The sequence below is a fragment of the Streptomyces sp. NPDC016677 genome (assembly GCF_055562815.1).
Window position 1 is genome coordinate 1,004,083 of sequence record NZ_JBVHEO010000001.1, and the last position, 12,459, is coordinate 1,016,541.

General features: G+C 74.7%; 10 protein-coding genes. 5 read left to right on the plus strand and 5 right to left on the minus strand.

Going from position 1 to position 12,459, the window contains the following annotated elements:
- Nucleotides 1-45 precede the first annotated feature (45 nt).
- Nucleotides 46-1,542 carry a phytoene desaturase family protein gene (locus ACZ3IG_RS04435; protein WP_467428860.1) on the minus strand — a complete coding sequence of 499 codons (1,497 nt, stop codon included), beginning with the start codon at nucleotides 1,540-1,542 and terminating at the stop codon, nucleotides 46-48.
- Between the two features lie 678 nt (nucleotides 1,543-2,220).
- Between ACZ3IG_RS04435 and ACZ3IG_RS04440 the strand changes: the two genes are divergently transcribed.
- From ACZ3IG_RS04440 to ACZ3IG_RS04450, 3 genes are all read left to right on the plus strand, one after another.
- Nucleotides 2,221-2,826: an SAV_6107 family HEPN domain-containing protein gene (locus tag ACZ3IG_RS04440; RefSeq protein WP_467428861.1), complete on the plus strand. Its 606-nt coding sequence runs from the start codon at nucleotides 2,221-2,223 to the stop codon at nucleotides 2,824-2,826.
- Nucleotides 2,827-3,033: 207 nt separating this feature from the next.
- A complete protein-coding gene (locus ACZ3IG_RS04445) occupies nucleotides 3,034-3,813 on the plus strand; it encodes a methyltransferase (RefSeq protein WP_467428862.1) in 780 nt (259 codons plus the stop codon).
- A gap of 284 nt (nucleotides 3,814-4,097) precedes the next feature.
- The gene (locus ACZ3IG_RS04450) at nucleotides 4,098-4,496 is read left to right on the plus strand and encodes a spore wall synthesis complex protein (RefSeq protein WP_467428865.1); all 399 of its coding nucleotides are present in this window, start codon (nucleotides 4,098-4,100) and stop codon (nucleotides 4,494-4,496) included.
- 127 nt (nucleotides 4,497-4,623) lie between these two features.
- On the opposite strand, the gene ACZ3IG_RS04455 is transcribed toward ACZ3IG_RS04450, so the two are convergent.
- From ACZ3IG_RS04455 to ACZ3IG_RS04470, 4 genes are all read right to left on the minus strand, one after another.
- Complete coding sequence (locus tag ACZ3IG_RS04455) at nucleotides 4,624-7,032, minus strand: transglutaminase TgpA family protein (RefSeq protein ID WP_467428866.1); 2,409 nt, start codon at nucleotides 7,030-7,032, stop codon at nucleotides 4,624-4,626.
- Nucleotides 7,029-8,393, minus strand: coding sequence for a DUF58 domain-containing protein (locus tag ACZ3IG_RS04460; protein WP_467428867.1), 1,365 nt, complete (start codon nucleotides 8,391-8,393; stop codon nucleotides 7,029-7,031). Before ACZ3IG_RS04460 ends, ACZ3IG_RS04455 begins: the two co-directional genes overlap by 4 nt.
- A complete protein-coding gene (locus ACZ3IG_RS04465; protein WP_467428870.1) occupies nucleotides 8,393-9,415 on the minus strand; it encodes an AAA family ATPase in 1,023 nt (340 codons plus the stop codon). Before ACZ3IG_RS04465 ends, ACZ3IG_RS04460 begins: the two co-directional genes overlap by 1 nt.
- A gap of 295 nt (nucleotides 9,416-9,710) precedes the next feature.
- A complete protein-coding gene (locus ACZ3IG_RS04470; RefSeq protein ID WP_467428871.1) occupies nucleotides 9,711-10,256 on the minus strand; it encodes a beta-class carbonic anhydrase in 546 nt (181 codons plus the stop codon).
- A 443-nt stretch (nucleotides 10,257-10,699) separates the two neighbouring features.
- Here ACZ3IG_RS04470 and rsmH point away from each other — a divergent pair, with 443 nt between their 5' ends.
- A complete protein-coding gene (gene rsmH, locus ACZ3IG_RS04475; RefSeq protein WP_467428872.1) occupies nucleotides 10,700-11,656 on the plus strand; it encodes a 16S rRNA (cytosine(1402)-N(4))-methyltransferase RsmH in 957 nt (318 codons plus the stop codon).
- A gap of 64 nt (nucleotides 11,657-11,720) precedes the next feature.
- Nucleotides 11,721-12,170, plus strand: coding sequence for a cell division protein FtsL (gene ftsL, locus ACZ3IG_RS04480; protein ID WP_467428873.1), 450 nt, complete (start codon nucleotides 11,721-11,723; stop codon nucleotides 12,168-12,170).
- The last annotated feature ends 289 nt before the right edge of the window (nucleotides 12,171-12,459 follow it).

Here is a 12,459-nt window from a genome sequence, read left to right on the forward strand (position 1 = left end):
GCCCCCCCCGGCACCTCCCCGGCGGCCCGGACGGCGCGGCCCGCCTCACTGCGAGCCGCGGAACTCTGGTCCCTCCACGATCAGCCCCGCGACCAGCGCGCCCGACATCCCCGAGTGCGGCAGCCCGCCGCCCGGATGCGACCAGCCGCCCACGGTGAACAGGCCGCCCACGCGCGTGGTGTTCGACGGGTGCAGCAGACGTCCGCCGGCCGCGGCCAGGGCCGGCGCCGGAACCGCTCCGCCCTCGGCGCCGGTCGCCTCCGCGACGTCCGCCGGGGTGTGCGTCTCGTGCCAGAGCAGGCGGTCGCGCAGACCGGGGACCGCGCGCTCGGCGACGGCCATCAACCGCTCCGCCCGGCCGCCGTGATCCGCCCCGTCCGCCGCCGGTACCACCGCCGTGAGGACGGCCGCCTCGTGCTCCGCGTCCGGTGTCAGTGCCGGGTCGTCCGGCCGCAGCACCGTCACCGTCGGCCGCGCGGTCATGCCGGGGGCGTCGCCGAACAGGGCGGCCAACTCGGCGTCCCGGTCCGGCGCGTGCACCACCGTGCGGTGCGCGACGCCCTCGGGCCGGCCGCCGCGCAGCGCCAGCAGCACCGTCAGCCGGCTCGCCCCGCCCCGCCGCGCCGGGACCTCGCCGGCCTCGCGTATCCCCGCGCCCCCGGTGAGACGGTCCAGCACGCCGGGTGCGACACCGGCGACCACGAAGTCGGCCTCCGCCACCGTGCCGTCCGCCAGCTCCACGCCCGCCGCCCGGCCGTCCTTCTCGGTGACCGCCGCGACCTCGGTGTCGAAACGGAACTCCACCCTGCGGGCCAGGCACCGCTCGTACACCGCCCGCGCCAGCTCGCGCAGACCGCCGCGGACGTACCAGACGCCGAAGGCGTGCTCCATGTACGGCAGCACCGCGGCGCTCGCCGGAGCCGTACGGGGATCAAGGCCGTGGGCCAGGGCGTGGCTCTCCAGGAGCGCGGTCAGCCGGGGGTCGCGCAGCTCCCACGCGCCGACCTCGGCGAGCGTGCCGGCCCGGCGGGTGCGCAGCAGCCGCTTGTGCGGGACGGCCGGGTAGGGCTCGCGCTCGCCCAGCACCCGCCAGTCGGGCCACAGCGGCTCTTCCAGCAGCGGCCGGCGCGTCCGGTCCCAGGCCTCGCGGGCCCGCACCAGGAAGTCGCCCCAGCGCTGACCGGCGCCCGCACCGAGACCCTCGTCCAGCGCGCCGACGACGCCCGCGCGTGAGGCGTTGGGCAGCGCCACCTCGGTGCCGTCCGCGAAGACGTGCCGGGACGACGGATCGACCTGCACCGTCTCGACGCACTGCTCCAGCGGCTCCTTGCCGGTCTTGACGAACAGGTCCCGCCAGACCGCGGGCAGCGGCAGCAGACCGGGACCGGTGTCGAAGGAGAAACCGTCCCGCTCGAACCGGCGCACCGCCCCGCCGTACGTCCCGGTGCGCTCGTACACCGTCACCCGGTGGCCCGCGACGGCCAGCCGGGCCGACGCCGCCAGCGCGCCCATCCCGGCGCCGATCACCGCAATCCGTGCCATGCCAGGGACTTTATCCGCCACCGCTGACAACGCCGTCGGGAGGGCCCTGACCTGCGGTCTTCCGCAAAGCGCCGGGCCGGGGGAGTACCGGAGCGGACGCGGTGCGCACCAGACGGGGACGGGATGGCGTGGGCAGGGGCGCGCAGGGCTGAGTATCCGTACCTAGGCGGACAGTTGAGTACCCGCACGGATGGGGGCCGACCTGCGAAAACGAGAGAGTGGGGGCACGGAGAGGGGCACGGCCGCGGCACCGGCGACACGGGGCGCCGGAGCGGTGGCCGGGCCCACGATCCGCTCCTTCCGCCGGCCGAGACCGGCGGGAGCGAGGCACGGGGGAACCCGGAGGACGGCCGTACGGGGGAACGTGAGGCGGTCCGACGGGGGAACGTACGGGGGAAGTACGGGGGAGCAACAGGGAGCGCCGGTCCGGCGGTGGCCCGCGGGGGACGCGGCCACAACGGACCGGCGCTCTCCCGTGTGCCCGTCCGCCCGCCCCGGGCCGGTCACCGCGACGTGCCCGCACCACTCGTCGCCAGCTCATGCGCCAGCTCATGCGCCAACGCCTGCGCGAACTCCTGATCGAGGCAAAAGTCCAGGTCGGAACGGATTGTCAGTGCCATACCCCACGATGGGTACTCACGGCACCCGTGCCGTCACACAGACGACAGGAGGTTCGTCATGGCCAACTCCTCCGCGGCCGCCGCCCGCCGGCGCCGCGCCACCGGCCCTGCCCCCTCACTGACCGGCCCGGCGAGCGACGTGCACCCCGTGCTGCGCCGGGCCACGGCCCCGCCCGCCGCCCTCGACCTCCTCGCCCAGGCCCACGCCGGACTGGACGAGGCCGCCGTCCTCGAAACCCCCAACGAACGGTACGCGCGGGCCCACCTCGCCGCCCTGCGCACCGCGGCCGCCGTGCTCGCGGCCCGGGGCCGCCCGGAACCCACGGCCAGGGCCCGGGCCCGGATCCGCAGCGCCTGGGAGGTGCTGCCCGAGATCGCGCCCGAGCTGACCGAGTGGAGCGCGTTGTTCGCCTCGGGGGCCCGGCGCCGGGCCCGGGCCGAGGCGGGCATCAAAGGCGCGGCGAGCAGCCGGGACGCCGACGACCTCATACGCGACGTGGCGATGTTCCTGCGCCTGGTGGAGCGGATGCTGGTCCTCCAGCCGGTCCTCCCGCAGCCCCGTGCCGACGGCGACCGGCCGGAGAGCGGCGAGCCCCCCGGCCCGGGCGATCCCCGGGACGGCGCTCCGGGGCCCCCGGGGCGCGGCCTGCCGGACGCGGGGTGACCGCCAGCTCCTTCTCCCCGGATGCCGGGCCGTTCGTGCCCGGTGGCAGGTGGCATCACCGGAGTGACCGGGCAGGGCGGAGGAGGCCATGAGGAGGCAATAGGGTGGGAGACGCCTGAAGTCTCCCCCCTTCCCCACCGGGCGGAGGGGAGGCAGCCCGTTCGCTCCGCCGCGCAGAGGCGGTGCCGCGCCGAGGAGTCAACTGCCGTGTCGGACCCGTCGCGCCCCCGCGCCTCCCTCCGTACCGCCGTGGTCTGGGAGGTTCTCAGGGACGCCCTCGACCGCCGCGTCAAGGCCACGGGGCGGCCGGTGCTGGACGTCCTCGACACCGGGGGCGGCAGCGGCAACTTCGCCGTGCCCCTGGCCCGCCTCGGTCACCACGTCACCGTCGTCGACCCCAGCCCCAACGCCCTGTTCGCCCTGGAGCGCCGGGCCGCCGAGGAGGGCGTCGACGACCGGGTGCGGGGCGTCCAGGGCGACGCTCACGGCCTCTTCGACGTGGCCGAGCGCGGCGGGTACGACGCGGTGCTCTGCCACGGCGTCCTGGAGTACGTCGACGACCCGGCCGAGGGCGTCCGCAACGCGGTGGCGGCCCTGCGGCCCGAGGGCGTCCTCAGCCTGCTCGCCGCCGGCCTGGGCGGCGCGGTCCTCGCCCGCGCCCTCGCCGGGCACTTCACCGAGGCCCGCCAGGCCCTCGGCGACCCGGACGGCCGCTGGGGCGCCGGCGACCCCGTCCCGCGCCGCTTCACCGCCGAGCAGCTCACCGCCCTGGTAGAGAGCGCGGGCCTGACCGTCGGCGCCGTCCACGGGGTGCGGGTCTTCGCCGACCTCGTCCCCGGCGTCCTGGTGGACACCGAGCCCGGGGCCCTGGACGCGCTGCTGAAGCTGGAGGCCGCCGCGGCCGAACTGCCGGCCTTCCACTCCGTGGCCACCCAGCTCCATGTGCTCGGCGAGACCCGGGGGACCCAGGGGACCGACGTGACCTGAGGGTCTGAGCCACCTGGCGGGATATGGCCCTGATCAGCTACTTGCGTGCACATGGAGTACGCCACAGGCCCCCCGAACGGGGGCCCGGCGCCGTATGATCGAGGGAGACCGCCCGGCATGACGGGCCGGCCGCTGGGGAATGGAAATCTAGCGGGCCGGGACGTCCATGGCGGAAACCGGTTGGCCAATTGGCGTAGAGGGGCGGGTTTCACGGGGGCGATTCCCTGCCTATCCTGAAGGGACCCCCCGGGTCGCCCCGGCGACTGCACGATGAGGAGGACGCCGTGCCGCTCTCGGAGCACGAGCAGCGCATGCTCGAGCAGATGGAGCGAGCGCTGTACGCCGAAGATCCCAAGTTCGCGACAGCGCTTGAGGGAAGCGGGCTGCGTACGTACACCCGGCGACGGGTCTACCAGGCGGTCGCGGGCTTTCTCGTAGGTATCGCACTCCTCATGGCCGGAATGGTCGCCAAGCAGGTCTGGCTCAGCGTGGTGGGCTTCCTCGTCATGCTGGGCTGCGCGGTCCTCGCGGTGACCGGATGGCGCAAGGCCCCCAAGCCGGGCGAGCAGCCCGCCGCCGGAGCCGCGCCCCAGGCACGCCGCCAGGGGCGGCAGAAGCGCTCGATGATGGACCGTATCGAGGAGCGCTGGCAGCGCCGCCGCGACGAGCAGGGCGGGCACTGACCGTGCTGACCGGACGGCGCTGACCGGACCGAGCTGACCGGGTCACGGTCCGTACGGCATGAGTGACGACGTGAGTGAGGGGCGGCCACCGACCGGTGGCCGCCCCTCACTCGTTCTTCGTCCGTGCTCAGCTCTCCGCCCCTCGGCCCCTCGGCCGGCGCGGGGCGGGACGGGCCGACGCCACGCGGTGCGCCACACGGTGCTTGAGTGCCGCCCAGCGGGCCGACGCCGCCCAGACCACCCGTACGGCCGAGCGCGGCGCGAAGCGGGCGCGCAGCCGCATTCCCCGGCCGGCCGTGGCCCCCAGCCCGGCCGCCGCCCGGTACACGTCCTCCGTCAGTCCCGTGACCGGACGCGGGCGGGGAGCGTAGAGGACCTGCTCCACGGCGTCCGCCACCCGGTGCACGGCCGCGGCGGCCGTCGGATCGAGCCGCCCCAGCCGCACGACCCGGGCCGCGGCCTTGCGCGGGGTCTGCGACTCGTCCGGCGCGATGCCGTAGTCCCACGCCGTGTCCGTCAGCTCCTGCCAGGCCGCCAGGGTGCGGGCCGCCGCGTCCGCCGCGCCGCGGCCGTGCGCCCCGAGCCGCAGTGCCCGCCGGCGGGCCCGCCACAGCATCGGGAAGAGCGGGATCACCAGGACCAGCAGCACGCCCAGCGCCCAGGCCAGCCGGACGTACCACTTCGGGCCGTCGTCGCCGGCGGCGAGCGCGGCCTGCGGGGACTCGCTCGCGCAGGCGTCCAGCTTCTTGTCCTGGGCCGTGCAGCTCTCGCTCACCGACGCCGAGGCGGACGGCGCCTCCGAGACCTCCTGGGACGGGCGGGCGGCGTCCGGCAGCGTGGTGCCCGGCGAGTCCGGCACGGTGTACGACGGTATCGAGCCGCGGTTCGGGGTCGGCTCGAAGCGGGTCCAGCCGACGCCCTCGAAGTACAGCTCCGGCCAGGCGTGCGCGTCCCGCAGGCCCACCGACACCGTCCCGTCCGCCTGCGGGGACCCCGGGGCGAAACCGACCGCGACCCGGGCCGGTATGCCCAGGGAACGGGCCATCGCCGCCATGGCGAACGAGAAGTGCACGCAGAAGCCCTGCTTGTCCCGCAGGAAGCGGGCGATCGCCTGGGAGCCGCTGCCGACCTGCACCCGGGTGTCGTACTCGAAACCACCGGTGACCGCGAAGTACTCCTGGAGCCTCACGGCCTGGTCATAGGCGTCGGTGGCGCCCGCGGTGACCTCCCGGGCGGTCCGCGACACGACCGCCGGCAGCGAGTCGGGCAGCTCGGTGAACTCGCGTTCCATCGCCGCCGAGGGCTCCGGCGCGGCGGCCAGCTGCTCCGCCGTCGGCCGCACCTCCAGGCTCTTGACGTCGTACGTCAGACCGCGGGTGTTCTGGCCGTGGTCGCCGACCAGGGTCATGCCGACCGGTTCGTACCGCCAGGCGCCGCTGACCAGCACGCCGCTCGGCGGGTACGGCATCGGCAGCCAGTCCTGGGCGTACCAGTCGGCCGCCGAGATCGTGGTCCGCGTCTCCCTGCGCTCGACCTCGGGGCCGAGGCCGGGGGGCGTGGGGAAGGCGCCGTCCGGGACGGAGGTGATCTGCCGCTTGGACGGCTTCCAGGTGGTGCCGTCGAAGTCGTCCAGGGAGACGATCCGCAGATAGAGGTCGGAGATGTCGCTCGACTCGGTGCGGACGGAGAGGACCTGGCGGTTCTCGTCCACGTTCAGGCTGTCGCGCAGGGACACCAGCGGGTTCACCGCGGAGATGGTGCCGCCGCCCCCGTCGCCGGAGCCCACGCCCGCGCCGGTGCCGTCCAGCAGGCCGCCGCTCATCGCGGGCAGCCCGAGCGGCACCACCAGGGCGACGCCCAGCGCGACCACGCCGATCCGCCGGCCGGTGCGGACCGGGGCGAGGGCACGGGCCGGCCCGGCGCCCGGGGCGCGGGGGGCACCGCCGAAGACCCGGCCCCACTGGGCGAGCCGCTCGCGGCCCTCGGCCAGCAGCAGCATCAGATAGCCGGCCGCCGCGACCAGGAACCACAGCCAGTCGGTGCCGCCGTCCGACAGCCCCGCGGCCACCGAGTACAGCGCCAGCAGGGGCAGACCCGCCGGAGCCGCGCCGCGGAAGGTCACCGCGAGGGTGTCCACCAGCAGGCCGATCACCAGCACGCCGCCGACCAGCATCAGCCGGAGGCCGTCGGACTCCAGCGGCGCCGGGATCGCGTACCGCGCGATGTCGTCGCCGCCCTGCTCCAGCAGCGCGGCGAAGTGCCGGAAGGTGTCCGGGCCGGGAACCAGACCGGCGAAGGACTGCTCGCGGGCGAAGGCCAGGGTCAGCAGCACCAGCGCGGCCAGGGCCTGTGCCGCGACCGTCAGCCACCGGGCCGACGGCACCCGGCGGACCGCCGCGCCCACCCCGGACTGGATCGCCAGCAGCAACGCGGCCTGCACGATCCAGGTGGCCGGATCGACCAACGGCAACAACGCGCACGACGCCATCAGCGTGGCCGCCCAGGCGCACAACGCCATCCGTGCCCGCCCGCTCATCGCACACCCTCCCCGCCGTTCGCCGTCATGAGGCCGGAGCGTTCCTGATCCGCCCGGCGCCACCGTTCCTCCAGTGACGCCCCGCGCTCCACGCCCACGGCCGTCCAGCCGGACTCGCGCAGCAGCCGCAGCCGCTCCCCGTGCTCGCCCGACGGGCCGGGGACGTCCGTCGGTTCCCGCAGCCAGGCGTCGCTGTCCAGGACGAAGGCGAGGGCCCCGCCGCTGCGCCGGCTCATCTTGGCGGCGACCGCCGCCTGCTCCTCGTCCAGGTCACCGAAGAACGCCACCAGCAGCCCCTCGTTGCCGCCGCGCAGCACGTCGTAGGCCCGGGACAGACCCGTGTGGTCGGAGTGGTCGATCACCGCGAGGGTGTCCATCATCAGCCCGGCCGCGTCCGCCGTCTCCTGCGTGGCGCCGGCGAAACCGTCGGCGCCCTCGCCCGGCACGGAACCGCCGGTGTCCGTCAGCAGCCGGACGGAGAAGCCCCGTTCCAGCATGTGCACCAGGACCGACGCCGCGCCCGACACCGCCCACTCGAAGGCCGAGTCGGGCCCGGCCCCCTCGTAGGCGATGCCCCGGGTGTCCAGCAGGACCGTGCAGCGGGCCCGCTGGGGCTGTTCCTCGCGGCGCACCATCAGCTCGCCGTAGCGGGCGGTGGAGCGCCAGTGCACGCGGCGCAGGTCGTCGCCGTAGCGGTACCCGCGCGGGATCACGTCGTCCTCGCCCGCCAGGGCCAGTGAGCGCTGCCGCCCGTCGCCGTATCCCTTGGCCTCGCCGCCCAGGCGTACCGGGGGCAGGGGTTGCACGCGCGGGATCACCGTGAGGGTGTCCTGCGCCGAGAAGGACCGGGTCAGCTCGCACATGCCGAACGGGTCGGTCAGGCGGAGCTGGAGCGGGCCCAGGGGGTAGCGGCCGCGCAGGTCGGAGCGGACCCGGTAGGAGACCTCCCGGCTGCCGCCCGCCTCGACGCGGTCGAGGACGAAGCGGGGACGGGGGCCGAGCACGTAGGGCACGCGGTCCTGGAGCATCAGCAGGCCGGTGGGCAGCCGCGAGACGTTCTCCACGCGCAGGTGCACCCGGGCCTCGCCGGTGGCCGGTACGCGCGCGGGGGAGAGCCTGCGGCTGCCCGCGACCCGGTACCGCGTGCGGTACAGCACCACCGCGCACACCAGCGGCAGCACCGCCAGCAGCAGCCCGACCCGGAGCAGATCGCTCTGCCCGAGGACGTACGCGCAGATCGCCGCCGCCACGCCGGCGGCCAGGAAGGAGCGGCCACGGGTGGTCAGACCGGCCAGCGCGGTCCGCAGACCGCCCCTGTCCCCCCGCTCGTCCTCCGTCCGGTCCGTCCCCCCGGCGGTCATCACAGCCTCCGCGGCGGCTGCTGACCGTACGCCGGCCCGTAACCGCTCGGCGTCCGGCCGTCGGAGGGCACCGGGGTGCGCTGCAGGATCTCCTGCACCACCTGTTCGGAGGTACGGCGGTTCAGCTGGGCCTGGGCGGTGGGCAGCAGCCGGTGCGCCAGCACGGCGACGGCGAGTGCCTGCACGTCGTCCGGCAGCGCGTACTCCCGGCCGCTGAGGGCGGCGGTCGCCTTCGCCGCGCGCAGCAGATGCAGGGTGGCGCGCGGCGAGGCGCCGAGTCTGAGGTCGGGGTGGTCGCGCGTGGCGGCGACCAGGTCCACGGCGTACCGGCGCACCGGCTCGGCGACGTGGACGCCGCGGACCGCCTCGATCAGCTTCACGATCTCGTGCGCGTGCGCCACCGGCTGGAGGTCGTCCAGCGGGTTCACCCCGCCGTGCACGTCGAGCATCTGCAACTCGGCCTCGGCGCTGGGGTAACCGATGGAGACCCGGGCCATGAAGCGGTCGCGCTGGGCCTCGGGGAGCGGGTAGGTGCCCTCCATCTCCACCGGGTTCTGCGTCGCCACCACCATGAAGGGGGCGGGCAGCTCGTAGGTGTGGCCGTCGATGGTGACCTGCCGCTCCTCCATCGACTCCAGCAGCGCGGACTGGGTCTTGGGCGAGGCGCGGTTGATCTCGTCGCCGATCACCACCTGGGCGAAGATGGCGCCCGGCTTGAACTCGAAGTCCCGGCGCTGCTGGTCCCAGATGGACACCCCGGTGATGTCGGACGGCAGCAGGTCGGGCGTGAACTGGATGCGTCGCACCGAGCAGTCCACGGACCGGGCCAGCGCCTTGGCCAGCATGGTCTTGCCGACCCCCGGGACGTCCTCGATCAGCAGATGTCCCTCGGCGAGCAGCACCGTCAGGGAGAGCCGGACGACCTCGGGCTTGCCCTCGATCACGCCCTCCACCGACTCGCGTACCCGCTCGACCACAGCGGTCAGATCAGTGAGACTCGCTCGATCGTCATAGGTCGTCACCCGGTCCTCCTCGGCCTTTCCCCTTGCCCCCGTAGGAGCCCCCGGACCACGGACACCCCGCGGAAGAGGTCCCGCGCGGCACCGCTCCCCGCATTCTTGCTGCCGTTACCGATTCGTGTCACTCGCCTGTGGACAACTGCCCGCGATATGTCGGACCTTGCGGTCTTTCGCGTGTCCTATCGATTTACTGTCGTCCCGGAACGGGCCGGGCCGGACGGTCGGGCCCGTGCCGAGCTGGACGGTCGGGCCCGTGCTGGGCTGGACGGCCGGCGCGTCAGACCGGACGGCCGGCGCGTCAGGCCGGGTCGATCTCCCGCAGCCGGCCGGTCCGCACGTCGAAGACGAAGCCGCGTACGTCGTCGGTGTGCGCCAGGAACGGGGAGGTACGCACCCGCTGGATCGACTGCCGCACGTCCTGGTCGACGTCCCGGAAGGACTCCACCGCCCAGACCGGGCGCTGGCCGACCTCCGCCTCCAGTTCGGTGCGGAAGTCCTCGGTGAGGGTCTCCATGCCGCAGCCGGTGTGGTGGATGAGGACCACGCTGCGGGTGCCCAGCTTGCGCTGGCTGACGGTCAGGGAGCGGATCACGTCGTCGGTGACCACACCGCCCGCGTTGCGGATGGTGTGGCAGTCGCCGAGGTTCAGTCCGAGCGCGGCGTGCAGGTCGAGCCGGGCGTCCATGCAGGCCACGACCGCGACGCGCAGGACAGGACGGGCGTCCATCCCGGGGTCGGTGAAGTCGGCGGCATAGCGCGCGTTCGCCTCGACGAGGCGGTCGGTGACGGTGCCGCCGCCGGGGGCGGCGTCGGAGCCTGCGGGAACAGATGCAGAAGTCGTCATATCCCTGACGTTACTGGTCACCGGCGCGCGCGGCCCGCCGTGAAGACGGACAAAGAACACCGGGAAGCCCTGGTGTGAGCTAACCCACAGGAGTGGTGACCGTGCGTCCGTACGGGTGAAGTGCCCCCGGATCCCGCTTCCCGAGCCCCCGGGCCCGCGACGCGCAGGCCGGTTGATTGACCGGGAGACAGGGTGGACTAAAGTGACGCGAAGCGGGAGGCGAGGCTCTCCCCGCTGGACTGAAACCCCGGAGACCTGGGCGCCGTGGTGCCCGTACTCCCCACGTGCGCGGCGCGTACGTACGGCTCGGCCTCCTCCCGCTCCCGGCCGGCCGACGCTTCCGGCGCCGGCAGGTTCCCCCGTCACGGGGGCGCCGCCCTGCCGGGGAGGATGGGGACCCGACGGTGCGTGACGCCGCGCCGGACCCGAGAGGCCGACCCCCCTTGAGCCAGAGTCGACACGTCCCGGTGATGCTCCAGCGGTGCCTGGACCTGCTGGCGCCCGCCCTGGAGGAACCGGGGGCGGTGGTCGTCGACTGCACCCTCGGCCTCGGCGGGCACAGCGAGGCCCTGCTGGAGCGCTTCCCCGAGGCCCGGCTCGTCGCTCTGGACCGCGACAAGGAGGCCCTGCGCCTGTCCGGTGAGCGGCTCGCCCCCTACGGCGAGCGCGCCACCCTGGTGCACGCCGTCTACGACGAGCTGCCCGACGTACTCGACCGGCTCGGCGTCCCCCGCGTCCAGGGCGTGCTGTTCGACCTCGGCGTGTCCTCCATGCAGCTCGACGAGGCGGACCGCGGCTTCGCGTACGCGCAGGACGCCCCGCTGGACATGCGCATGGACCAGACGACCGGCATGAGCGCCGCGGAGGTACTCAATACGTACCCGCCGGGCGAACTCGTCCGCATCCTGCGCGCCTACGGCGAGGAGAAGCAGGCCAAGCGGATCGTCTCCGCGATCGTCCGGGAGCGGGAGAAGGAGCCGTTCACCAACAGCGCCCGGCTGGTGGAGCTGATCCGCGGCGCGCTGCCGCAGGCCGCCAAGCGCACCGGCGGCAACCCGGCCAAGCGGACCTTCCAGGCGCTGCGCATCGAGGTCAACGGCGAGCTGTCGGTCCTGGAACGGGCGATCCCGGCCGCCGTCGAGGCGCTCGCCGTCGGCGGACGGATCGCCGTGCTCTCGTACCACTCGCTGGAGGACCGGCTGGTCAAGCAGGTCTTCGCGGCGGGCGCGGCCAACACGGCCCCGCCGGGGCTGCCGGTGGTCCCCGAGCGGTACGCGCCCCGGCTCAAGCTGCTCACCCGCGGTGCCGAACTTCCCACCGAGGAGGAGATCGCCGAGAACCGGCGGGCGGCCCCGGCGCGGCTGCGCGGAGCGGAGCGGATCAGGGAGTCCACCCAGTGAACCGAGTCAGGCCCGAGCGGTGGGGACGGTACGGGCGCGGCCCGGACCGGGGAGGGAGGGGACTGTGAAAGGCGCACCGGAACTGAGGGGCAGGGCCGCCCGGCTGGCCCGGCTCTTCCCGGCCGGCGGCGGGGGAGGGCAGGCCGCCCGCACCCCCTTCGTCGTCCTCGTCGTGCTCCTGCTCGGCGGCGGGCTCATCGGACTGCTGGTGCTGAACTCCGCGCTGAGCGAGGGGTCGTTCCACCTCGACGACCTGGAGCAGCAGACCAAGGAGCTGACCGACGAGGAGCAGGCCCTCCAGCGGGACGTCGACGCCTACTCCGCGCCCCAGGCCCTCCAGCGCCGGGCCCGTGAACTGGGCATGGTGCCCGGCGGCGACCCGGCCTTCCTCGCTCCCGACGGCACGGTCAAGGGCTCCCCGAGCCCCGCCGCGGGCGCGACACCCCTGGTCCTGGCCCCCGAGGCGCTCACGCAGGCCGGCTCCGCCCCGACGACTCCGACCCCCGGCAGGTGAGGGAAGTGCCCGACGACTTCGGCAGGCGACCGACGCGCCGCGGGGTGTCCGGTCCCGCTGCGGGCTCCTCGGCCCTCGTCCCCGAGGCGCTCGCCGCGTCGCCGGCTGCGAGGCCCTTGGTCCTGGCTCCCGAGGCGCTCACGCAGGCCGGCTCCGCCCCGACGACTCCGACCCCCGGCAGGTGACGGAAGTGTCCGACGACTTCGGCAGGCGACCGACGCGCCGCGGGGTGTCCGGTCCCGCTGCGGGCTCCTCGGCCCTCGTCCCCGAGGCGCTCGCCGCGTCGCCG

Coding starts and splice junctions, on each gene's coding strand:
- ACZ3IG_RS04435 (WP_467428860.1), bottom strand. CDS start 1,542: ATGGCACGGATTGCGGTGATCGGCGCCGGGATGGGCGCGCTGGCGGCG.
- ACZ3IG_RS04440 (WP_467428861.1), top strand. CDS start 2,221: ATGGCCAACTCCTCCGCGGCCGCCGCCCGCCGGCGCCGCGCCACCGGC.
- ACZ3IG_RS04455 (WP_467428866.1), bottom strand. CDS start 7,032: ATGAGCGGGCGGGCACGGATGGCGTTGTGCGCCTGGGCGGCCACGCTG.
- ACZ3IG_RS04460 (WP_467428867.1), bottom strand. CDS start 8,393: ATGACCGCCGGGGGGACGGACCGGACGGAGGACGAGCGGGGGGACAGG.
- ACZ3IG_RS04470 (WP_467428871.1), bottom strand. CDS start 10,256: ATGACGACTTCTGCATCTGTTCCCGCAGGCTCCGACGCCGCCCCCGGC.